We start from the raw sequence: 22,044 nt of genomic DNA on the forward strand, positions 1-22,044 counted from the left end.
CATCCCGCTCTCCCGATGGTCTCGGTGGACTGGACGACACGGGTCACCGGGCTCCTCTCCTGCCACCGGGGTCCCGGGGCTCTTCCGTGCTTTCTACCGTCTGGTAGGACGTGCTTTCTACTGCTTGGTAGGAACATCATGTCCGCACGTGCCGGTTCCACTCCGACTGGCCCCTACACGCCACCGCACAGGTGACCGCCGACGGCCGGTCCCCGGGGGCCGACTTCCGCTTCGGTACGAGCAGCCGCCCGCCCCGCGCGAGCGCGGCGGCCTCCGCGACGGACGGCGTCCCCACGGCGGCCAGCGGCACCCCGGACGGGTTCGGTACGGCGATCCCCGCCAGCAGGGCGGCCGGATATCCCCGTACGGGAACCCCGAGCCGCGCGGCGGCGCCGGTGATCCCCGGCCGGGCGGCGGCGGACTCGACGGTCGCCAGCTCCACCACCCGGGACACCGCGAGCCCCGCCTCCCGCAGGGTCTCCCCGATCAGCGCGAGCACCTCGCCGGTTCCGGCGCCGGGGCGGGCGCCGACCCCCACGACCAGTTCCTGACATGCGCGGTACGGGCCGGATCGGCTATGCAGGGGCGCATGGCGGTCTTCGTCGCGCTCGGCGCGTTCCTCATGACGCTGTTCGGCGGGTGGACGGCGCAGCGCGTCACCGACCGTCGCCATCTCGTGCTGGGCCTGGCCGGTGGGCTGATGCTCGGCGTGGTCGGACTCGACCTGCTGCCGGAGGCGATACACGCGGCGGACGACGAGGTCTTCGGGGTGCCGCAGGCGCTGCTGCTGTTCGTCGGCGGCTTCCTCGTCGCCCATCTGGTGGAACGTCTCCTCGCCGTCCGCCAGGCGGGCACCCCGCACGGCGCGGACACCGGGAGCGGCCGGGTGCCCGAGGTCGGGCTCACCGCGGCCGCCGCCATGGTCGGGCACAGCCTGATGGACGGTATCGCGCTCGGCGCGGCCTTCCAGGTCGGCGGCGGCATGGGCACCGCGGTCGCCCTCGCGGTCATCGCCCACGACTTCGCCGACGGCTTCAACACGTACACACTCACCAGCCTGTACGGCAACAACCGGCGCAAGGCGGTCGCCATGCTGGTCGCGGACGCGGTCGCTCCGGTGGTCGGCGCCGCCTCCACCCAGCTGTTCACCCTCCCGGCGGAGCTGCTCGGCAGCTATCTCGGGTTCTTCGGCGGCGTCCTGCTCTATCTCGCCGCCGCCGAGATCCTCCCCGAGGCGCACCACGACCACCCGGCGCGCTCCACGGTCCTCTGCACGGTGCTGGGGGTGTGCTTCATCTGGCTGGTGATCGGTATCGCCGGCTGACCGCCGGCGCGCCGGGCCGGGGAGCACGAGGCTCCTCACCGCCCGCTCATGTCGCGCACACCGGCCGTTTCGTACCCCGAAGCGCTCTGTCCGTGCCCCGGGCCGCCGCGCTCATGTCGCGCACCGCTCCACCAGCCGCCGCGCCATCTCCGGGGCCGCCGCCCAGTGCGTGTGCAGATAGCTGGCGTGCACCCCCCGCCGTACGAACCCCTCGACGCGCCGCTCCGGGTGGACCAGCCCCCACGCGGGGGTCTCCCCGGCGCCCGGCTCCAGCACCGTCCGGTGGAACTCGTGCCCCCGGACCCGCGTCCCGGCCGCCGCCAGCGCGTTGTCGTCGATCGCCACGGCCTCCCGGTAGCCCAGCGTCAGCCGCCCCGACATGCGCGCGTCGGCGTCGAGCACCCCGCACATCGGCCTGCCGTCCAGGGAGCGCGCCAGATACAGCAGCCCGGCGCACTCGGCGGCCACCGGGGCGCCGGAGCGCGCCAGCGCGGCCACGGCGTCGCGCAGCGGCTCGTTGGCGGACAGCTCGGGGGCGTACACCTCGGGGAAGCCGCCGCCGATCACCAGCCCGCGCGTGCCCTGCGGGAGCTTCTCGTCACGCAGCGGGTCGAAGGGGACGACCTCCGCGCCCGCGGCGGTGAGCAGCTCGGTGTTCTCCGCGTACGAGAAGGTGAACGCGGATCCCGCCGCCACCGCGATCACCGGCCGGGGCCGCCCGGCCACCGGCTCCACGGCCGGCTCCCACGCCACCGTGTCCAGCGGCGGGGCGCTGCGGGCCAGCGCCAGCAGCGCCTCCAGGTCGCATCCGGCGCGGACCCGCCCGGCCAGCTCCCGGGTCGACGCGAGCGCGTCGGCGTGCCGCTCGGCGACCGGCACCAGCCCCAGATGGCGGGAGGGCGCGCTGACCTGTTCGGTACGGCGCAGCACGCCCATGACGGGCACCCCGGACTCGTCCAGCGCCTCGCGCAGGAGCCGTTCGTGCCGGTCGGTGGCGACCTTGTTCAGGATCACCCCGCCGATCCGTACCTCCGGGTCCCAGGAGGCGAAGCCGTGCACCAGCGCCGCCACCGAACGGGACTGCGACGAGGCGTCCACGACCAGCACCACCGGCGCCCGCAGCAGCTTGGACACCTGCGCGGTGGAGGCCAGTTCGCCCTGGCCGGAGGCGCCGTCGTACAGCCCCATCACGCCCTCGACGACCGCGAGGTCCGAGCCCGCCGCGCCGTGCGCGAACAGCGGCCCGATCAGCCCGGGGCCGCACATGTACGCGTCGAGGTTCCGGCCCGGCCTGGCCGCCGCGCCCGTACGGGAGGACGAGACGGCCAGCGCGTGATAGCCCGGGTCGATGTAGTCGGGCCCGACCTTGTGCGGGGAGACGGCGAGGCCGCGCTCCGAGAAGGCGGCCATCAGACCCGTCGCGACCGTGGTCTTGCCGCTCCCGGAGGCGGGCGCGGCGATGACCAGACGCGGGATGTTCACCACTCGATGCCCCTCTGGCCCTTCTGGCCCGCGTCCATCGGGTGCTTGATCTTGGTCATCTCGGTGACGAGATCGGCGAAGTCCATCAGCTCCTGCGGCGCGTTGCGCCCGGTGATCACGACATGCTGGGTCCCGGGACGGTTCCGGAGCACCTCGACGACCTCGGCGGGGTCCACCCAGCCCCAGTGCATCGGGTACGCGAACTCGTCCAGCACGTACAGCTTGTGGGTCTCGGCGGCCAGATCCCGCTTGACCTGCTCCCAGCCCTCGCGCGCCGCCTCCTCGTTGGAGAGCTGCGAGTCGCGCTGCACCCAGGACCAGCCCTCGCCCATCTTGTGCCAGGCGACGGTGCCGCCCTCGCCGCTCGCCCCCAGCACCTTGAGCGCCTGCTCCTCGCCGACCTTCCACTTCGCGGACTTCACGAACTGGAAGACCCCGATCGGCCACCCCTGCGTCCACGCGCGCAGCGCCAGCCCGAAGGCGGCGGTCGACTTCCCCTTGCCGGTGCCGGTGTGCACCAGCACCAGCGGCCGGTTGCGGCGCTGGCGGGTGGTGAGACCGTCGTCCGGTACGTTCTCCGGCTGTCCCTGCGGCATCAGGCGGCCCTCCTGGATCGTGCGTCACTGTGCGTCCGGGGGCCCTGCCGGCCCCGTTGTCCTTGCTGTACGTCCTTGACCAGCCCCGCGATACTGTCCGCGCGCAGCTCGTCGAGGGTGATCGCGGTGCCCTCCAACGAGGCCGCGAGCGCCCCGGCGAGCCCGAGCCGTACCGGCCCCGACTCGCAGTCCACGACCACCGACGCCGTCCCGTCCGCCGCGTGCAGCCGGGCCGCGCGCGCCCCGAGGGCCACCGGGTCGGGGCCTCCGGTCGCCCGGCCGTCGGTCACCACGACCAGCAGCGGCCGACGCGCGGGGTCCCGCATCCGCTCCACCCGCAGCACGTCGTGCGCCTTGAGCAGCCCGGCGGCGAGCGGGGTGCGCCCGCCGGTCGGCAGGGATTCGAGCCGGGCCGCCGCCGCGTCCACCGACGAGGTCGGCGGCAGCGCCAGCTCGGCGTCCTTGCCCCGGAAGGTGATCAGCCCGACCTTGTCGCGCCGCTGATAGGCGTCCAGCAGCAGCGAGAGCACCGCGCCCTTCACCGCGCTCATCCGCTGTCTGGCCGCCATCGAACCGGACGCGTCGACCACGAACAGCACGAGGTTGCCCTCGCGCCCCTCCCGGGTCGCCTGCCGCAGATCGTCCTTGCGGATCACCAGCCCCGGCCCGCCGCGCCCGCGCGCCCGCTGGTGCGGGGCGGCGGCCTGGACGGTCGCGGCGAGGTGCAGCTTGGTCAGCGTCCCCCGGGGGCGCCGGGACCCGGTCGTCCTGCCGTGCTCGGTCCTGGCCCGGGAGCGTCGCCCGGCCGCGCCCTCGCCCAGCCCGGGGACGCTCAGCATCTTCGTACGGAACGGCTCGGTGGCCCGTACGGCGGACTGCTCTCCGGCACCGGCGGAGGGCCGGCCCTGCGGCTGCGGCTCCGGTTCCGCCGGTGCGGATGTGTCGGTGGGCGCCTCGGACTCGCCCGGCGCGTCGGCGCCCTCGGGGCCCTCGGGGCCGCGCTGCGGGGGCACTCCGCCGCCACCGCCGTCGGGCCCGGGGTCGTCGCCGTCCCCCTCGTCCTCGCCCTTGAACTCGTCCAGCGTGTCGTCGAGCTTGTCCTCGTCCAGCCCCGGCGCGTCGAACGGGGAGCGCCGCCTGCGGTGCGGCAGCGCCAGCAGCGCGGCCTGCCGCACATCCTCGGCCCGTACGTCGGTACGCCCCGCCCAGGCGGCCAGCGCTGTCGCCGTCCGCGCCATCACCAGGTCCGCGCGCATCCCGTCCACCTCGAAGGCGGCGCAGGTCGCGGCGATCTGGAGCAGCACGGAGTCACCGAGCCGCACCTCGGGCAGCAGGGCCCGCGCGGCGACGATCCGCTCCCGCAGGGCGGTCTCCTCCCCGGCCCAGCGGGCGGCGAAGGCGGCCGGGTCGTCGTCGTACGCGAGCCGTCGCCGTACGACCTCGACCCGCAGCTCCGGCTCGCGGGAGGCGGCGACCTCCACGGTCAGCCCGAACCGGTCCAGGAGCTGCGGCCGAAGCTCGCCCTCCTCGGGGTTCATCGTCCCGACGAGCAGGAAGCGCGCGGCGTGCCGTACGGAGACGCCCTCGCGCTCCACGTACGAGGCGCCCATGGCGGCGGCGTCGAGCAGCAGGTCGATCAGATGGTCGTGGAGGAGGTTGACCTCGTCGACGTAGAGCACGCCCCGGTGCGCGTCCGCGAGCAGCCCCGGCTCGAACGCCTTCACGCCCTCCGCCAGCGCGCGTTCGATGTCCAGCGCGCCGACGAGCCGGTCCTCCGAGGCGCCGACCGGCAGCTCGACCATCCGGGCGGGCCTGGCCGTCCCCGCGCCCGGCTCGTGCGGTCCGTCGGGGCAGTGCGGATCGGGCCCGCCCGGATCGCAGCTGAACCGGCAGCCGGGGACGACCGGCACCTCGGGCAGCAGCGCGGACAGGGCACGGACGGCCGTGGACTTCGCGGTGCCCTTCTCACCCCGTACGAGAACACCGCCGACCGCCGGGCTGACCGCGTTGAGCACCAGGGCGAGCCGCAGATCGTCCATCCCCACGACGGCGGTGAACGGAAAAGGTGTGCTCATGTGCTGATCGCTCCTTCGAGAAGGTCGGAGAGGCCGGAGAGTGTGGTCGGAGGGCCGGGGCGGGTCACGGTGCCCCCGGTGGGACGAAGGGCAGCCCGGCGGGCGCGCCCTCCTCGATCAGCCGCAGCAGCGCGTCCGTGTCGGCGTGCTCCTCGATCAGATCCCCGAGGAGGTCGAGCTGTTCCTCGCGCAGCGCGCCGAAGTCCGTGTCCGGGGCGGGCACGAAACGCCGGCCCGCCTCCCGCGCCACCTCCGTCAGGAACCGGCGCCGGAACGCGTCGCTCTCCAGCGCCCCGTGCCAGTGCGTGCCCCGTACGGACCCCACCCGGCAGCCGTCGAGGTCCCGGCCCGCGCCGTCCGTGACGAACGCCTCGCCGCCGTGTACGTCCGCGACGCCGTGGTGGATCTCGTACCCCTCGACGGGTTCGCCCAGAGCCCTGCCGGACGGCCTGGCCAGAGTCTTCTCGGCGGCGAACCTGACCCGTACGGGCAGCAGCCCGAGCCCGGCCACCGAGCCGGCCCGCGACTCCACCTCGTCGTCGATGCGCTCGCCCAGCAGCTGGTAGCCGCCGCAGATCCCCAGCACCGGACGGCCCTCGGCGCTCCGCCGGACGAGCGCGTCGGCGAGCCCGCGCTCCCGCAGCCACGCCAGCGCCCGCACCGTCCCGCGCGTGCCGGGCACCACCACCAGATCGGCGTCGGCCAGCTCCTCGGGCCGGTCCACGAACCGCACCACGACCCCGGGCTCGGCCGCCAGCGCGTCCACATCGGTGAAGTTCGACATCAGCGGTACGGCACAGACCGCGACCCGCAGGATGTCCTCGCCGCACGGAGCGCTCACCGCCGACTCGCGTACGGAGCCGTGCGACGAGACCCGCAGTCCGTCCTCCTCGTCGATGCCCAGCCCGTGCCGGAAGGGCAGCACCCCGAAGGTCGCCCGCCCGGTCAGCCCGCGCAGCATCTCCAGCCCCGGTTCCAGCAGGGTGACATCGCCCCGGAACTTATTGACCAGATAGCCCGCGATCAGCTCCTGGTCCCCGGGCGAGAGCAGCGCGGTCGTCCCGAAGAACGAGGCGAAGACCCCGCCCCTGTCGATGTCCCCGACCACCACCACCGGCAGCCGCGCGGCCCGCGCGATGCCCATGTTCACCAGGTCCGTACGGCGCAGGTTGATCTCGGCGGGGCTGCCCGCGCCCTCGCAGATCACCGCGTCATGGGTGGCCCGCAGCTCCTCCAGGCACTCCAGCACCGTCCCGAACAGCGCCTCGCGTCTGCCCCCGTGCAGCGCCGTCCCGGGGGACGCCCCCCCAGACCTTCCGTAGAAACCGGTGGCGCTCAGCTCGCCCACCGGCCGCCCCAGCAGCACGACCTGGCTGGTGCGGTCGCTGCCGGGCTTGAGCAGGACGGGGTTCATCAGCGCGGTCGGCTCCACCCGGGCGGCCTGCGCCTGCATGGCCTGGGCCCGGCCGATCTCGGCGCCCTCCCGGGTCACGAACGAGTTCAGCGACATGTTCTGGCCCTTGAAGGGCGCGACCTTCACACCCTTGCGCGCCAGCCACCGGCAGATCCCGGCCGTGACGACGCTCTTGCCCGCGTCCGAAGTGGTCCCCGCCACCAGCAGCCCGCCGCCGCTCATCGGCCTCCCCGTTCCCTTGCCGTCGCCGCACCGCGCCGACGGATCAGTCCGTATGCCGCGCGCCCGGTGACACAGGCCGCGAGTGCGAGCGCGCCGACCCGGTGCGAGAGCCGGACCGCCCGCTCGATGTCCGCGACCTCGACGGGCCGCCCCTCGCCGTTGAGCACGGGACGGTGTTCGACCCGGCCGCCGTACGCGAGCGTCCCGCCGAGCCGTACGCCCAGTGCCCCGGCGAACGACGTCTCGACCGGGCCCGCGTTGGGGCTCGGGTGCAGCGCCGCGTCCTGCCGTACCGCCCGCAGCGAGCCGCGCGGATCGCCGCCCGCGAGCGCCGCCAGCGCGGCGGTCAGCCGGGCGCCCGGCCAGCCCGCGACGTCGTCGAGCCGGGCCGAGGCCCAGCCGAACCGGAGGTACCTGGGCGACCGGTGCCCGACCATCGCGTCCAGCGTGTTCACCGCCCGGAACCCGACCAGCCCGGGGACGCCCGCGACCGCGCCCCACACCAGCGCGCCCACGACGGCGTCGGAGGTGTTCTCGGCGACGGACTCCACCACGGCCCGCGCCATCTGCGGCTCGTCCAGCGCCTGTGGATCGCGCCCGCACAGCCGGGGCAGCAGCTCCCTGGCCAGTTCGAGGTCGTCGGCGCGGAGCGCGGCGCCGACGGCCCGCGCCTCCCGCCCCAGCGAGGTGCCCCCGACCACGGCCCAGGTGGCGGCGGCGGTGAGCGTCAGGGAGAGGGCGCGATGGTCCCGTACGGCCCGGGAGGCCAGCGCGGCGGCGCCCGCGGCGCCCGCGACACAGACGGCGGTGTGCAGCGCGCCCCAGCCCCGGTGGTCGTGCCACAGGGTCCGTTCGACGGCGCCCGCCGCCCGGCCGAAGGCGGCCACCGGATGTCCGCGGCGTGGATCGGCGAACAGCCGGTCGGCCAGCAGCCCGAAGGCGGCGCCGTACGCGAAGATCTGCTCCGTCGCGGGCCGGCCGGGGCCGCTCGCGGCGGCGGAACCGCAGCCAGGCATGGCGAAATGTCCTCACTCAGGGTCCGCGCCCCGGCTCGACGTACACGCGGCGGCGAAGAGTTCCTGGCTCCCGGAGACCCGGGTGACGGGTGCTCGCGGTGACAGTGGCGGGACCGCGCCGGATTCGCACCGGCTTCCTCTTCTGCCGCCGTAAATGGCCCCGGAAGTCCACCACGCTGCGCAAACAGCCGTCAACTCGCCCTTGACCCGATGACGGGGTGACCCCGCGCACAGAACACCGCCGCCCCCCGGGAACACCGGGAGACGGCGGGAGGCGAGGGGGTGCCGTCAGGCGACGATCAGGTAGATCCCGTACGCCACGGCCGCCACGCAGAGCGCGAAGCAGGCGTACGCGCCGACACGGGTGGCCGCCACGGTCGCGCCACCGGTGCCCTGTGCCGCGGCGGACTCCTGCTTGGCGAGGCCCACGATGCCCAGGGTGAAGAGGCCCACGAGCGCGACGGTGGCCACCAGGCTGACGCCGAAGACGGAGCCGAGTGCTGCCCAGTCGATTTTCATTGGAGTGTCTTCCTTGTGTCTCTGCCGAGTGTCTCTGCCGACGTTTTCAGACCGCGGGGGTGCGTACCGGCTCGGAGGCGGGGCCGCCGGTGGTGGCGACGGAGGCCGGGATGGTGGCCGAGAGCGTGACGGCGCCCACCGGCTCGGGGGCCTCGGAGCCCGCCCCGGTGGTCTCCTCCTCGGTGACGTTGGTGTGGTCGACCGGGCGGCGGCGCGAGACGAGGTAGATCGCCCCGGAGCCCACCACGAGCAGGATGGCGACGGCCGTGACGCCCCAGGTGCCCTGACCGGTCAGGAACTCGGCCGCGGCGGCCACCAGCCCGGCGGCGGGCAGGGTCAGCCCCCAGGCGATGAACATCCGGCTGGCGGTGGACCAGCGGACCGTACCGCCCTTGCGGCCGAGACCCGCGCCCATCACCGCGCCGGAGCACGACTGGGTGGTGGAGAGCGAGAAGCCCAGGTGCGAGGAGGCCAGGATGACGGTCGCGGCGCTGGTCTGGGCGGCGAAGCCCTGCTGCGGCTGGAGATCGGTGAGGCCGGTGCCCATGGTGCGGATGATGCGCCAGCCACCGAGGTAGGTGCCGAGCGCGATGGCGACACCGGCGGAGACGATGACCCACACCGGCGGGTTCGAGCCGGGGACGAGGACGCCGCCGGTGACCAGGGCGAGGGTGATGACGCCCATGGTCTTCTGCGCGTCGTTGGTGCCGTGGGCGAGGGAGACCAGACCGGCGGAGGCGATCTGTCCGACGCGGTAGCCCTTGGCGGTCGCCTTCCCGTCCGTACCACGGCCGATGCGGTACGTCAGCTTCGTGGCCAGCAGCGCCGCGAGACCCGCGACGACCGGGGCGGCGAGCGCCGGGATGAGGATCTTGGTGATGACGACGCCGCCGTTGACCCCGGAGGTGCCGACGGACATCAGGGTGGCGCCGATGAGGCCGCCGAAGAGGGCGTGCGAGGAGCTGGACGGCAGTCCGACCAGCCAGGTCAGCAGGTTCCAGAGGATGGCGCCGACCAGCGCCGCGAAGATCACTTCGGTTTTGATGCCCTGCTCGTTGATCAGCCCGCCGGAGATCGTCCTGGCGACCTCCACGGACAGGAACGCGCCGACGAGATTCAGCACCGCGGACATGGTCACCGCGGCCTTCGGCTTCATGGCACCGGTCGAGATGGTCGTCGCCATCGCGTTCGCGGTGTCGTGGAAACCGTTCGTGAAATCGAACACGAGGGCTGTCACGATGACGATCGCGAGCAGCAACGTGATGTGTTCCATTTGACCTGTCCCAGGCAATCGTCGACGTCGGTGGCTCGGTGAACGTAAGGAGTCAGGGTGAACGGAAGATGAACTGGACGGGTCTTCGCGGTGCCCCTCCGTCGATGGGGTGGCGCACGACCCTTCCAGGACAAGGGAAGGGGGGCTCCGGAAGAGATCGAAAAAGTCAACTGGCTTTGCCCTGCGAGGAGTTGACGCCAAATGACAGGATCGTCGTATGACTGATCGTCCGACCGGCGCCCCGGCCGATTCCCCGCCCGATGACCCGACCGGCGACCCGCCCGGTGTCCCCACCGGCCGGCCGCTGCCGGACGGGGTGGCGCGGGCCTGGCGGGAGCTGGTGGACACGGCCCGCAGGACGGCCTCCGAGGGCCTGGTCGTCGGCACCTCGGGCAATGTCTCGGTCCGGGTCGGCGAGCTGGTCCTCGTCACCCCGAGCGGGGTGCCCTACGACCGGCTGGCCCCGGCGGACGTGGTCGCCGTCGACCTCGAAGGACGGCAGCTCCTCGGCCGGGCGACCCCGACCAGCGAGCTGCCCCTGCACCTCGCCGTGTACCGGAGCACCGACGCGACCGCCGTCGTCCACACCCACGCCGTGCACGCCACCGCCGTCTCCACCCTCGTCCCGGAGCTGCCCCCGGTCCACTACATGGCGGCGGACCTCGGCGGCCCCGTCAGGGTCGCCCCCTACGCGCTCTACGGTACGGAGGAACTGGCCGCCTCCATGATCCGCGCGCTGCGCGACCGTACCGCCTGCCTGCTCGCGAACCACGGCACCGTCACCTACGCGGACACCCTCGACCGGGCCTACGACCGCACCGCCCAGCTGGAGTGGATGTGCCGCCTGTGGCTCACCGCGAGCGCGCTGCCCGGCCGGACACCCACGCTGCTCACGGGGGCCCAGCTGCGCGAGGCGGGTGACAAGCTGAAGGGCTACGGGCAGCGGCGGTAGGGGGCCCCGGCCTCGCGCGGCGGGTCCCGCGCCCCTGTCCTGCGGCCGCCGGCCCCTTACGGACCCCGTCCGCTGGCCGGAGTACCCGGAGGTGGCGACACTTGACCTGTGCGCCCGGCAACAGCGACGGCAGCGGCCGTCTCCACAGTGATCGGGGTCGGCGCGGCTGCGGTCGCGGCCGGCCGGTACGCCAGCGATGCCGCGCTCAAGGCACCGCCGGGGCGGCCCCTGCCCGGCGACCCCCGTGTCACCGTGCACGCCGCGGCGGCCGGACAGGTCGCCCTGACCCGCTGCCTGGCCGCCCTGCGCCCCGGGACGTACGGGATCGAGGGATCCGGCGTCCACGCGGTCGTCGGCCCCGTCCTGGAGGGCGTGGAGCACTCCGCCGACACCGTCGTCCGCCGGCTGGAACGCGTCGGCCACGGCACGCTGGTCCCCGGGGCGCGCGTGCGGTTCACCCCGCAGCTCCACCGGGGCGACCCCGGCACCGCGCTCGGCCTCCTCCACGAGAACGTGCTGATCCCGGGCGAGCTGGGATCGCTGCCCGGCTGGCTCGTACCGGGACCGCGCGACACCTGGGTGATCACCGCGCACGGACTGGGCACCACCCGCGAGCACCCGCTGAACGTCATGGGGTTCCTGGCCGGGCAGCGGTTCCCCGTACTGGACATCACCTACCGGGGCGACCCCGGGGCCCCGCGCTCCCCGGACGGGCTCGGTCATCTCGGCGACTCCGAATGGCGTGACCTCGACGCCGCGATCCGCTACGCGGTCGGCCGGGGAGCCGAGCGCGTGGTGCTGTACGGCTGGTCCACCGGAGCCTCGATGGCCCTGCACGCCGCCGCGAACTCGGCGCTCGCCGGCCGGATCTCCGGGCTGGTCCTGGACTCGCCGGTGCTGGACTGGGAGGCCACCCTGCGGGCGCTGGCCACTGCCAGACGGGTCCCGGGACCGCTGCTGCCCCTCGCGGTCAGAGCCGCCCAGGGCCGGACCGGACTCCACGGCGACCGGCTGCTGGAAGCCGCTGACCCGCGCAATCTCCGGGTGCCGACCCTGATCTTCCACGGCCCCGACGACACCCTCGCCTCCTGGGACCCGGCCCGCGAACTCGCGGCCCACCGCCCCGGACTGATCAGTCTGCACGCCGTCGCCCACGCCCCGCACGCCGCGATGTGGAACGCCGACCCGGCGGGGTACGAGGAGATGCTCCGCCGCTTCCTCACGCCCCTGATGTAGCCCCGGCGTCCGCGCCGGATCCACCGGCCCGGCGCGGGAAACGCCAGGAACCAAACGGTCCGGTATGCCGATCAAGGGGCTTTTCGGCCAATCCGCTCGCCATCTTTCCGGCCTCCGGGGGGCCGGTGCCGCCTCGGCGCTCCGTTTGTCCCTGCTCATCCTCCTTTCGCCACCCCGCCGGGCCCGGTGGAAGGCGCCGCTCCGGTTCCTCCGGCGACGCCGGAACGGGTTCCGTTTGGGCTTTCGGGCGGTCACCGGGAAGACTGCCCCCGTGACGTCCCGAAAGCCTGATGAGCAATTGGCGCGCAACTCCAGACTCCGACTCGTCCGCGCACGGCCGTTGGCCACGGCCCGACGGGCCGTGACCGACGGGCGCAACCGGCCGGCACCCCGGCCGCCCCAGGGCACTCCGCCCCAGGCGGAGCTGGCCCGCCAGGCGAGGGAAGTGCTCGCCGACGCCGTACGGATCGCCCGCTGGGCGGCCGCCGACGGCGACCCCGGCGCGGGCCCGCTCGGCACGGCCGCCAGGGAACGGGCCGCCGCCGCACTGGAGTTGGCCCCGGAACAGGTCAGTGCGGGCTGGGACCGGGCCAGGCTGGCCGGACTCGTCGAGCTGCACGGCTCCTCCGTACGCCCCGGCTGGCGGCTCCAGGCATGGGACCGCGACGACAGTGCCGTCCAGCGCGGCTGGGTCGCGCTCTTCGACGCCTGGTCGCTCATCCACCCCGCCCCCGACGATGTCGAGGCGGCCACCGTCGCCGAGGTCGTCGAGGCCGTACCCCAGGTGCTCTCCCTCCTCCAGCTCTCGGCCGGGCCCGTACTCGAACCCGCCCTGCTCGATCTGCTGCGCCAGCGCGTCGCCGAGCTGCACGAGGAGCGCTGCGAGGTCCCGTACGGCCCCCGGCCCGCCGAATCCCCGGCCCCCGAGCCGGTGGCCGACGATCTGCTCCCGCCGCTCCTGCGCTGGGCCCTGGAGGGCCTCGCGGCGGTCGGCGCGCTGACCCTGGGGGAGGGGCAGGCCACCCTCACCCCGCTCGGCAACTGGGCGGTCTGGGTCAAGCTGGAGCAGATCTGTGTCGCCGCGCAGAGCCCCGCGGGCAACATCGAGCAGTCCGCCGAGCACATGCTGCGCGGCTGCGCCCGGCTCACCCCGGGCCCGGCGCGCGCCGAGTACCGGGCGTGGCTGGCCGCCCGCACGGTCGGCAGCGCCGTCACCGAACTGCTCACCGTCGCCCGGGGCGAGGACGCGCTGCTGCGCGGCCTCGCCTTCGAGGCGCTGCGCGTCGTCGGCGCCCCCGCCGAGGCGGGCGTCCGGGCGGCGGCCGAGGACACCTCCCTGCGGCCGTACGCGCTGCTCTGGCTCGCGGAGTACGAGGGCGCGGACCCGGACGACGCCTCCGAGGTGCTGACCCGGGAGGAGTCCACCTGGCTCTGGGTGGACACCGCGGCGGCCGTCGCCGACCACGGCGAGAGCGATCTGCTGGTCCGCCACCTCGAATCCGCCGTCCAGGGCAATGTGCCCGCCCTGCTCGACGAGGTCAGGGCCATCGGCCACCCCCGCACCGTCCAGGTCCTGGTCGCCCTGGCCGCCGCGCACCCGGACCCCGCCCTGGCCAAGGCGGTACGCCGCGCCGCCTTCCAGGTGCACACCGGAGGCTCCTGACCACCCCGGGACCCCGCACGACACTCCCCGGGGTCCCGGGGCCGGCCCTCAGCCCTCACCGCCGCCGCCCGGCGCGTACGTACCGAAGCTCCAGATGTTGCCCTCGGCGTCCCGTGCCATGTAGTCCCGCGAGCCGTAGTCCTGGTCCGTGGGCTCCATCAGGATCTCCACGCCCGCGCCCGCCGCCCGCGCGTGGTGCGCGTCCACATCGCCGACGACCACGTAGACCCCCACCGGGCCCGCGTTCCCCATCGCCTCGGCGAAGACGCCCTCCCGGCCCTTGGAGCCCAGCATCACCATGCCGTTGCCACAGGCCAGCTCGGCATGGAGGACCGTCCCGCTCTCGTCCTCGTACACATTCACCTCGGTGAAGCCGAAGGCGTCCTTCAGCGTCCTGATGGCCGCCTTCGCGTCGTCGTACAACAGGGTCGGGTAGATCGTCGGTACGCCGGTCGGCGTGCCGGCGGTGGCTCCGGTCATGCTGATCATCCCCTCACGGGCTCGACTGTGACCTGGATCTCAGTCTGGCACCGGCCACTGACAACCGGCCCGCGCGCCGGCCCCACCGCCCTCGGCGGAACGTGTCGCGGCGCGCCGGGCCGACCCCGAATATCCGCGCACGCCCCGGGCCGGGGAAAGCAGTTGCGCTGCCCCGGTAGACTGGGCCGTATGGCATTTCTCCTTGTGCATTAGCCGGCGTCGAAGAATCTCCTCCGCCTGCCCTCTTCCGCCGTCCATACCGCCCTGGAGTCTTTCCGTGATCACCGCAACCGGCGTAGAGCTGCGCGCCGGCGCCCGTGTCCTCATCGAGTCCGCCTCGTTCCGTATCGCCAAGGGCGACCGGATCGGCCTCGTCGGCCGCAACGGAGCCGGCAAGACCACGCTCACCAAGTGCCTCGCGGGCGACGGGATCCCCGCCGCCGGCACCATCACCCGCTCCGGCGAGGTCGGCTACCTGCCGCAGGACCCGCGCACCGGCGACCTCGACGTCCTCGCCCGCGACCGCATCCTCTCCGCCCGCGACCTCGACTCCGTACTGAAGAAGATGCGCGAGAACGAGGACCGGATGGCGAACGGACAGGGCGCCACCCGCGAGAAGGCGATGAAGAAGTACGAGCGCCTGGAGACCGAGTTCCTCACCAAGGGCGGGTACGCCGCCGAGGCCGAGGCCGCCACCATCGCCGCCGCGCTCGGGTTGCCCGACCGGGTGCTCGGCCAGCCCCTGCACACGCTCTCCGGTGGTCAGCGCCGCCGGGTCGAGCTGGCCAGGATCCTCTTCTCGGACGCCGACACCCTGCTCCTCGACGAGCCCACCAACCACCTCGACGCGGACTCCATCGTCTGGCTGCGCGACTACCTCAAGACGTACCGCGGCGGCTTCATCGTGATCTCCCACGATGTCGAGCTGGTCGAGACCGTCGTCAACAAGGTCTTCTACCTGGACGCCAACCGTTCGCAGATCGACGTCTACAACATGGGCTGGAAGCTCTACCAGCAGCAGCGCGAGTCCGACGAGAAGCGCCGCAAGCGCGAGCGCGCCAACGCGGAGAAGAAGGCCGCGTCCCTGAACTCCCAGGCCGACAAGATGCGCGCCAAGGCCACCAAGACCGTCGCCGCGCAGAACATGGCCCGCCGCGCCGAGCGGCTGCTGTCCGGGCTGGAGCAGGTGCGCCAGTCCGACAAGGTCGCCAAGCTGCGCTTCCCGGAGCCCGCCCCGTGCGGCCGGACCCCGCTGACAGCCGAGGGCCTGTCGAAGTCGTACGGCTCGCTGGAGATCTTCACCGACGTCGACCTCGCCATCGACAAGGGGTCGCGGGTCGTCATCCTCGGCCTCAACGGCGCGGGCAAGACCACCCTGCTCCGGCTGCTGGCCGGGGTCGAGAAGCCGGACACCGGCCAGGTGACCCCCGGGCACGGGCTCAAGCTCGGCTACTACGCCCAGGAGCACGAGACCCTCGACCCGGAGCGCTCCGTCCTGGAGAACATGCGCTCCTCGGCCCCCGACCTCGATCTGGTCGAGGTCCGCAAGACGCTGGGCTCCTTCCTGTTCTCCGGCGACGACGTCGACAAGCCCGCGGGCGTGCTCTCCGGTGGTGAGAAGACCCGGCTGGCGCTGGCCACCCTGGTCGTCTCCGCCGCCAACGTGCTGCTCCTCGACGAGCCCACCAACAACCTGGACCCGGCCAGCCGCGAGGAGATCCTCGGGGCGCTGCGCACCTACAAGGGCGCGGTCATCCTCGTGACGCACGACGAGGGCGCGGTGCACGCGCTGGAGCCGGAGCGGATCATCCTGCTGCCGGACGGCGTCGAGGACCTGTGGGGCGCGGACTACGCGGATCTGGTCGCACTGGCCTGATCGTTTCCGTGTGATCCACCCGCTATGGATCATTCGGCTCAGCGGTGATCCATCATCTGAGTGAGTGGGTCTCGTACCGTCGGCGTGGTGCGCGACGGATCGGGTCGGCGCGATGATCCTCCGCGCCGACCCCCCTCGAAACGGCCCTGACCTGGCCCTTCGTCCGACACTCCGGACAAATGTGGTGACCGTCACCTCTGGAATGAATGGTTCCGGTCGTGTTCGGATGTTGAATTTCGCCGGAGCTCGTCGTATCGACCTTGCCGAATGGGTGGCCAGGACGCCCGCGAGGGGTGATCATGAGAAGTCCAGAGCGCACTTCCCATGAGGAGGCACGGGTGGCCGAGACTCTGAAGAAGGGCAGCCGGGTAACCGGCGCCGCGCGCGACAAGCTCGCGGCAGACCTGAAGAAGAAGTACGACAACGGTGCGAGTATCCGGGCGCTGGCCGAAGAAACCGGCCGGTCCTACGGATTCGTCCACCGGATGCTCAGCGAGTCCGGAGTCACGCTGCGGGGACGCGGCGGGGCCACGCGAGGCAAGAAGGCCGCTTAGGCCGACGATCCGGCGCGGTTCCCCGTTTTCGGTGCCCCCGCGGCACCTGCCACCGGTTCGGACGGTGGCCACCCGGGTCGATCACTCGATCGGCCAGGTGGTTACTGTGCAGTCACTTAGCTCGCTAACTCTGACTGCCCGAACCGGAGGCACCCCATGACTTCGCTCGAACCAGCACTCGACAAGGATGGCGTACGGCTCACCGTCGAGGACGCGGTTGCCACGGTGACACTGACCAATCCGGCGAAGCGCAACGCTCAGTCTCCCGCTCTGTGGCGGGCGTTGTCGGAAGCCGGACGGTCACTGCCGGGCAGCGTGCGGGTCGTGGTGGTGCGCGGTGAGGGCACATCCTTCTCCGCGGGCCTCGACCGGCAGGCGTTCACCCCCGAGGGGTTCGACGGCGAGCCTTCCTTTGTCGAGCTCGCACGCGGATCCGACGCGGATCTGGACGCGGCCATCGCCTCGTACCAGGACGGGTTCGCCTGGCTGCGCCGTGCCGACCTCGTGTCGGTCGCGGCCGTTCAGGGCCACGCGATCGGGGCCGGCTTCCAGCTGGCCCTCTCCTGCGACCTCCGGGTCGTCGCGTCGGACGTGCGGTTCGCCATGCGCGAGACCAGCCTCGGGCTGGTTCCCGACCTCACCGGCACCCACCCCCTGGTGGGTCTCGTCGGCTATGCTCGCGCGCTGGAGATCTGCGCGACGGGCCGCTTCGTCGAGGCCGCGGAGGCGGAGCGCACCGGGCTCGCCAATCTCGCCGTACCCGCCGATGAACTCGACGCCGCCGTCCAGGATCTCGTCGCCGCGCTGCTGGCCGCTCCGAGGGACGCGCTGATCGAGACCAAGGCGCTGCTCCAGGGCGTGTCCGGCCGCTCCTTCGAGGAGCAGCGCGCCGCCGAGCGCGCGGCTCAGGCCCGCCGGCTGCGTGATCTGGCGGGCCTCTCCGACTGAGAGCCTGTCGGGTGACCGCTGGTCGGGCGGTGTGCCGACAGCCCGGCACGCTCTCCCCCAGCCTTCGGCCGGGGGTGCCCCCGGGCCGGCGTTGTCGTTGTCGTCGGGCGCCGACTCCCCACCGCCTCAAGAGCGGGGGAGGGGCCCGCCCTTGAGGCAGTGGGCTCCTCCGCCTTGGAGGCGCGCCAGGCATCCGAAGGATGAGTCCAGGCGCCGAGGCGGAGCGAGCGTGGCGTACCGGACCGCGTCCGCTTTCCGACGAGGTCACCCGACAGGCGCTGAGGCCGCGGCCCCTCGGTGCCGGGACGCCGCTTCCACCGCCGTGACCAGTACGGCCACCGAGGGCGCCCCCGGCAGCGAACCCGTGAGCTTCGCGCGCACCGCCCGGGTCACCTCCAGCGGGCGGTGCCCCGCCGCCGTCGCCAGCTCCACCCGGACCCGCCCGGACGTACCGGTCACCGCGGATCCCAGCGTCTCCGTCAGATACGCCACCCCGGGCACCGAAGCCGCCAGCCGTGCCGCCTCGCCCTCCACCGCGGCGGCGGCCCGTACATCGACCGGCCCAGCGGGGGCGGACGAATTCCCGGAGCCCCGCTCCACCAGGGCCGTCACCCGCAGATCGACCTCCTCCACGGCCAGCCCCAGCCGGTCCGCCGCACAGCCGGACAGCGCCGCGCGCAGCCGCTGCGCCACGGCGGGCAGCGGCTCCCCCGAAAGCTCCCCGGAGCGCTCCCCGGAGCGCTCTCCCGGGAGCGCGGCCGAGGCGGTGAACTCCGCTTCGATACGGAGCGGTACGCGCGGCAGCGCACTGGGCGGCGCCGGTACGTGGACGGCCCCGCCCCCGTCCGCCGGCTCCGCGTCCGCGCCGGACGCGGAGATCCGCAGAGCGCCGAGCGCGACCCCCGCCACCCCGGCCCCGGCCCGGCGCAGTTCGGCCGTCGCGGCCCGCTCGGCCAGCCAGGCCCCGTCGTCCGCCCCGCCCAGCGGCAGCAGCCGGCCCAGGGCGAGCCGGGCCCGTACCACCGCTGTCCAGTTGTCGGCCGGGTCTTCGTCGGTGTGCGCAGTCGTCATCGCTCCACCCTGCCGCATCCATGGCGCGAGACAGGGCAAGCACACCTAATGTGGGTAAAGGGGTCCAGTGCCACCGGGGTCCATCACGGCCCGGAAAGGGATGAACGGCGATGACAGACACCGCACCCCGCAACCAGTCCGCGCCGTCCGGCAAGAAGCTGTCGGGCGAACAGGGCGGAGGAAGCACCCCCGTCACCGGACGCGGCGGCGGGCCCGCCGCCTCCCGTGGACGTACCACCATCGCCGACGGCGTGGTGGAGAAGATCGCCGGTCTCGCGGCCAGGGACGTGCTCGGCGTCCACGCCATGGGCAGCGGGATGTCCCGGACCTTCGGCGCCGTGCGCGACCGGGTCCCCGGCAGCGGCAAGTCCGTCAGCCGGGGCGTCAAGGCCGAGGTGGGCGAGGTGCAGACGGCGCTCGATCTGGAGATCGTCGTCGACTACGGCGTCGCGATCACCGAAGTCGCCGCCGCCGTACGGGAGAACGTCGTCTCGGCGGTCGAACGGATGACGGGCCTCCAGGTCGTCGAGGTCAACATCGCGGTCAGCGATGTGAAGCTGCCCGACGAGGACGATGACGACGAGTCGGATTCCCGGCTCCAGTAAGCGGCCGGACCGGTAGCGGCCGGACCGGTAGCGGCCGGACGGACAGGCAGCAGGCCGACAGATAACAGGCCGACAAGTAGCAGGCCGGCAAGTGGAAGAGGAGCGCACGATGAGCATGGCGGTGGTCGGCCTGTTGGCCGGTATGGCGCTCGGATTCGCCGGATACTTCGGCGGGTTCGGAGCCTTTGTGCTGGTGGCCGCGTTGGGCGTGGTCGGATTCGTGGTCGGGAGGTTCGTCGACGGCGATCTCGATGTCGGCGATCTGATCCGCTCGCGCGACCGTGACGACCGGCGGAGGTGATCCCGGATGGCCGGTGACCGGGTGGCGGCGGCCGCGCGCGGGGCGACGACCATCGCCGACCGGGTCGTCGCGAAGATCGCCGCGCGGGCCGCGCGGGAGGCGCTCGACGGTGTCCCCGAAGGCGGCTCTCCGCCGCACGCGACCGTCACGGTGCACCACGACAGCGCGCGGGTCCGCGTCGGTGTCGAGCTGGACTACCCCTCCGACATCGGTACGCAGTGCGGTGCGGTACGCCGTCAGGTCGTCCACCGGGTGCGGACGCTGGCGGGCATGGAGGTGCCCGAAGTCGTCGTCCAGGTCGAGCGGCTGCACTCGGCCACGTCGCACCTCGCGGCACAGGGGAGGGCCCGATGAGCGGCCCGGATTCAGGCCCGGGTTCCGGAGCCGGACAGTGGCCGGGCGACGCGCGCGACGGCATGACGCCGTACGACCCGCCCGGCCCCGATCCCGGCCCCGGCCCTGATTCCGGCTCCGGCGCGCACCCCACGGGCGTGCCGACCCTCGCGGAGTACGACGGCGGCGGCGGGGAGGCCGGGGCCGGACGCTTCTGGTCCGCCCGCCGGATCCCCGCCGCGCTCACCGCGCTGGTCCTGCTCGGCGCCACCGGACTGCTGCTGTACGACATCGCGGCGGTCAGGGCGGGCCACGACGCGATGAGCTGGCGCCGGCAGCTCGCGGACCAGCTGGCCCGGCAGCCGCTCGACGAGGTCTGGGTGCTGGTGGCAGCGGCCGTCGCGATGGCCCTCGGAGTGTGGCTGCTCGTCCTCGCCCTCACCCCGGGACTGCGCGGCCTGCTGCCGATGCGCCGCGACTCCGCGCAGGTACGCGCCGGACTCGACCGCGAGGCCGCCGAACTGGCCCTGCGCGACCGGGCCATGGAGGTGTCCGGCGTACAGTCCGCGCGGGTACGGATGCGGCGCTCCAAGGTGAACGTACGCGCCCACTCCCACTTTCGCGCACTGGACGACGTACACGCCGACCTCGCCACCGCGCTCGGCACCGGCATCGGCGAACTGGGCCTCGACCGGACACCGTCGCTGACGGTACGGGTCCGCAGACCCGCCAAGAAGGGATGACGGGATGGTCCCGCTGCTCAACCGTGTACTGCTGGCCCTCATCGGCCTGGTCCTGCTCTGCGCGGGCGGGCTGGCCCTGGCGCGGGGGCTCGGCTGGGCGGTGCCGTCCTGGTGGCCGTACGGCGGGCCGCACGATGTGCTGCTGAGCCGCGCCGACCGGCTGCGCTGGCGCGACGACGGCTGGTGGTGGCCGGTCGTCATCGCCGCGCTCGCGGTCCTGGTCGTCCTGGCCCTGTGGTGGCTGCTGTCCCAGCTGCGCCGCTCCCGGCTGCCGGAGGTGCTGGTGAACAGCGGCGACGGCGAGGGCGCGGTGGTACGCGGCCGGGCGCTGGAGAACGCGCTGGAGGACGACGCGACCACCCTCGACGGGGTGGCCCGCGCCCGCGTACGCCTCACCGGCCGCCGAACCGGCCCGGCCGCCCGCGTACGCCTGCTCCTGGAGCCGCACGCGGCGGCGGGCGAGACGCTCCGCCGGCTCACGGGCGAGGCCCTGGCGCACGCCCGCGACTCGGCGGGCCTCGCCGCGCTCCCGGCGGAGGTACGGCTGCGGGCCGCCCCGCACCGGGCGGAACGCGTCAACTGACCCGGCCCGGCGGCGTACCGTCAGAACCCGTGCCGGGCGCCGCCGTCCACCGGGAGCATCACGCCCGTCAGATACGAGGCCGCGGGCGAGAGCAGGAACGCGGCCGTCCTGCCGAACTCCTCCGGTGTGCCGTACCGGCGCAGCGGGATGCGGGACTCGTGCTCCGCCCGCGCGGCCTCGGCGTCGCCCGCCCGCGCGTCGAGTTCGCGGACCCGGTCGGTGTCGATCCGGGACGGCAGCAGGCCGACCACCCGGATACCGCGCGGACCGACCTCGGTGGCGAGGGACTTGGCGAAGCCGGCCAGCCCCGGGCGCAGCCCGTTGGAGATGGTCAGGCCGGGGATCGGCTCGTGGACGGAGGCCGAGAGGACGAAGCCGATGACACCGCCCTCGCCCAGCTCGGCCGCGGCCGCGCGCGCCAGCCGTACCGCGCCGAGGAAGACCGACTCGAACGCCGACCGCCACTGCTCGTCCGTGTTGTCCGCCGCCGAGCCCGGGGCCGGGCCGCCGACGCTGATGAGGATGCCGTCGAAGCGGCCGAACCGCTCGCGGGCCGCGCCGATCAGCCGCCCGGCCACCTCGGGGTCGGCGTTGTCGGCGGCCAGCCCGTACACGTCGGGCCCTATCGCCGACGCCGCCTCGTCGACGCTCTTCCCGTCGCGGCCGGAGACGACGAGCTTGGCGCCGTCCGCCGCGAGCGCCTCGGCGGAGGCGCGCCCCAGCCCGCGCGACGCGCCGGTGACGACATAGACACGGTCCTTCAGTCCAAGATCCATGG

At 73.7% G+C, this 22,044-nt stretch carries 23 protein-coding genes and 1 riboswitch; of the genes, 12 read left to right on the plus strand and 11 right to left on the minus strand.

The window, feature by feature from the left end; genetic code table 11:
- Positions 1–136 precede the first annotated feature (136 nt).
- Complete coding sequence (locus tag ACIP8W_RS12440) at positions 137–538, minus strand: cobalamin biosynthesis protein (protein ID WP_401949089.1); 402 nt, start codon at positions 536–538, stop codon at positions 137–139.
- Positions 539–589: 51 nt separating this feature from the next.
- Here ACIP8W_RS12440 and ACIP8W_RS12445 point away from each other — a divergent pair, with 51 nt between their 5' ends.
- Complete coding sequence (locus ACIP8W_RS12445; RefSeq protein WP_401949092.1) at positions 590–1,324, plus strand: ZIP family metal transporter; 735 nt, start codon at positions 590–592, stop codon at positions 1,322–1,324.
- A gap of 111 nt (positions 1,325–1,435) precedes the next feature.
- Here the strand turns inward: ACIP8W_RS12445 and ACIP8W_RS12450 are convergent, their stop codons facing one another.
- From ACIP8W_RS12450 to ACIP8W_RS12480, 7 genes are all read right to left on the minus strand, one after another.
- Positions 1,436–2,809: a cobyrinate a,c-diamide synthase gene (locus tag ACIP8W_RS12450; protein WP_401949094.1), complete on the minus strand. Its 1,374-nt coding sequence runs from the start codon at positions 2,807–2,809 to the stop codon at positions 1,436–1,438.
- Entirely contained in the window at positions 2,803–3,402 is a 600-nt protein-coding gene (gene cobO / locus ACIP8W_RS12455; RefSeq protein ID WP_401949097.1) for a cob(I)yrinic acid a,c-diamide adenosyltransferase, read from the minus strand. Before cobO ends, ACIP8W_RS12450 begins: the two co-directional genes overlap by 7 nt.
- Positions 3,402–5,477 (minus strand): putative cobaltochelatase, encoded by a 2,076-nt coding sequence (locus ACIP8W_RS12460; protein ID WP_401949099.1) that lies wholly within the window; start codon positions 5,475–5,477, stop codon positions 3,402–3,404. Before ACIP8W_RS12460 ends, cobO begins: the two co-directional genes overlap by 1 nt.
- A 64-nt stretch (positions 5,478–5,541) precedes the next feature.
- Entirely contained in the window at positions 5,542–7,113 is a 1,572-nt protein-coding gene (locus tag ACIP8W_RS12465; RefSeq protein ID WP_402202874.1) for a cobyric acid synthase, read from the minus strand.
- Positions 7,110–8,129, minus strand: a complete 1,020-nt coding sequence (locus tag ACIP8W_RS12470; protein WP_402202876.1) for a cobalamin biosynthesis protein — start codon at positions 8,127–8,129, stop codon at positions 7,110–7,112. The genes ACIP8W_RS12465 and ACIP8W_RS12470 overlap by 4 nt, the downstream gene beginning before the upstream one ends.
- Before the next feature lie 36 nt (positions 8,130–8,165).
- A riboswitch (cobalamin riboswitch) is annotated at positions 8,166–8,317 on the minus strand.
- Positions 8,318–8,417: 100 nt separating this feature from the next.
- On the minus strand, positions 8,418–8,648 hold the full coding sequence (locus ACIP8W_RS12475; RefSeq protein WP_401949107.1) for a hypothetical protein: 231 nt from the start codon (positions 8,646–8,648) through the stop codon (positions 8,418–8,420).
- 46 nt (positions 8,649–8,694) lie between these two features.
- Entirely contained in the window at positions 8,695–9,921 is a 1,227-nt protein-coding gene (locus tag ACIP8W_RS12480) for an anion permease (protein WP_401949109.1), read from the minus strand.
- 217 nt (positions 9,922–10,138) lie between these two features.
- On the opposite strand from ACIP8W_RS12480, the gene ACIP8W_RS12485 reads away from it, so the two are divergent.
- The 3 genes from ACIP8W_RS12485 to ACIP8W_RS12495 all read left to right on the plus strand — a co-directional run bounded on the left by ACIP8W_RS12485 (position 10,139) and on the right by ACIP8W_RS12495 (position 13,772).
- Entirely contained in the window at positions 10,139–10,873 is a 735-nt protein-coding gene (locus ACIP8W_RS12485; RefSeq protein WP_401949112.1) for a class II aldolase/adducin family protein, read from the plus strand.
- Positions 10,874–10,981: 108 nt separating this feature from the next.
- Positions 10,982–12,109: an alpha/beta hydrolase family protein gene (locus ACIP8W_RS12490; RefSeq protein WP_401949115.1), complete on the plus strand. Its 1,128-nt coding sequence runs from the start codon at positions 10,982–10,984 to the stop codon at positions 12,107–12,109.
- A gap of 271 nt (positions 12,110–12,380) precedes the next feature.
- Positions 12,381–13,772: a hypothetical protein gene (locus ACIP8W_RS12495; RefSeq protein WP_402202879.1), complete on the plus strand. Its 1,392-nt coding sequence runs from the start codon at positions 12,381–12,383 to the stop codon at positions 13,770–13,772.
- A gap of 48 nt (positions 13,773–13,820) precedes the next feature.
- On the opposite strand, the gene ACIP8W_RS12500 is transcribed toward ACIP8W_RS12495, so the two are convergent.
- Positions 13,821–14,252, minus strand: a complete 432-nt coding sequence (locus ACIP8W_RS12500) for a VOC family protein (protein ID WP_401949120.1) — start codon at positions 14,250–14,252, stop codon at positions 13,821–13,823.
- Between the two features lie 277 nt (positions 14,253–14,529).
- On the opposite strand from ACIP8W_RS12500, the gene ACIP8W_RS12505 reads away from it, so the two are divergent.
- The 3 genes from ACIP8W_RS12505 (at position 14,530) to ACIP8W_RS12515 (ending at position 17,630) form a co-directional block, all read left to right on the plus strand.
- On the plus strand, positions 14,530–16,128 hold the full coding sequence (locus ACIP8W_RS12505; RefSeq protein WP_401949121.1) for an ABC-F family ATP-binding cassette domain-containing protein: 1,599 nt from the start codon (positions 14,530–14,532) through the stop codon (positions 16,126–16,128).
- A gap of 338 nt (positions 16,129–16,466) precedes the next feature.
- Entirely contained in the window at positions 16,467–16,682 is a 216-nt protein-coding gene (locus ACIP8W_RS12510; protein ID WP_383042946.1) for a helix-turn-helix domain-containing protein, read from the plus strand.
- A gap of 156 nt (positions 16,683–16,838) precedes the next feature.
- The gene (locus ACIP8W_RS12515; RefSeq protein WP_401949123.1) at positions 16,839–17,630 is read left to right on the plus strand and encodes an enoyl-CoA hydratase/isomerase family protein; all 792 of its coding nucleotides are present in this window, start codon (positions 16,839–16,841) and stop codon (positions 17,628–17,630) included.
- Positions 17,631–17,894: 264 nt separating this feature from the next.
- Here ACIP8W_RS12515 and ACIP8W_RS12520 read toward each other — a convergent pair whose 3' ends face one another.
- Positions 17,895–18,701, minus strand: a complete 807-nt coding sequence (locus tag ACIP8W_RS12520; protein WP_402202882.1) for a hypothetical protein — start codon at positions 18,699–18,701, stop codon at positions 17,895–17,897.
- Between the two features lie 110 nt (positions 18,702–18,811).
- On the opposite strand from ACIP8W_RS12520, the gene ACIP8W_RS12525 reads away from it, so the two are divergent.
- The 5 genes from ACIP8W_RS12525 to amaP all read left to right on the plus strand — a co-directional run bounded on the left by ACIP8W_RS12525 (position 18,812) and on the right by amaP (position 21,266).
- Complete coding sequence (locus tag ACIP8W_RS12525; protein ID WP_401949127.1) at positions 18,812–19,306, plus strand: Asp23/Gls24 family envelope stress response protein; 495 nt, start codon at positions 18,812–18,814, stop codon at positions 19,304–19,306.
- 109 nt (positions 19,307–19,415) lie between these two features.
- Positions 19,416–19,607 carry a hypothetical protein gene (locus ACIP8W_RS12530; protein WP_401949129.1) on the plus strand — a complete coding sequence of 64 codons (192 nt, stop codon included), beginning with the start codon at positions 19,416–19,418 and terminating at the stop codon, positions 19,605–19,607.
- 6 nt (positions 19,608–19,613) lie between these two features.
- The gene (locus ACIP8W_RS12535; RefSeq protein WP_401949132.1) at positions 19,614–19,961 is read left to right on the plus strand and encodes a hypothetical protein; all 348 of its coding nucleotides are present in this window, start codon (positions 19,614–19,616) and stop codon (positions 19,959–19,961) included.
- A 62-nt stretch (positions 19,962–20,023) separates the two neighbouring features.
- The gene (locus ACIP8W_RS12540; protein ID WP_402202909.1) at positions 20,024–20,683 is read left to right on the plus strand and encodes a DUF6286 domain-containing protein; all 660 of its coding nucleotides are present in this window, start codon (positions 20,024–20,026) and stop codon (positions 20,681–20,683) included.
- Positions 20,684–20,687: 4 nt separating this feature from the next.
- Positions 20,688–21,266 carry an alkaline shock response membrane anchor protein AmaP gene (gene amaP / locus ACIP8W_RS12545; RefSeq protein ID WP_401949138.1) on the plus strand — a complete coding sequence of 193 codons (579 nt, stop codon included), beginning with the start codon at positions 20,688–20,690 and terminating at the stop codon, positions 21,264–21,266.
- 20 nt (positions 21,267–21,286) lie between these two features.
- Here the strand turns inward: amaP and ACIP8W_RS12550 are convergent, their stop codons facing one another.
- The gene (locus tag ACIP8W_RS12550; protein ID WP_401949141.1) at positions 21,287–22,042 is read right to left on the minus strand and encodes an SDR family oxidoreductase; all 756 of its coding nucleotides are present in this window, start codon (positions 22,040–22,042) and stop codon (positions 21,287–21,289) included.
- Between the last annotated feature and the right edge of the window lie 2 nt (positions 22,043–22,044).

Source organism: Streptomyces sp. NPDC088554 (assembly GCF_044752945.1).
In the GTDB taxonomy this organism is placed as follows: Bacteria; Actinomycetota; Actinomycetes; order Streptomycetales; family Streptomycetaceae; genus Streptomyces.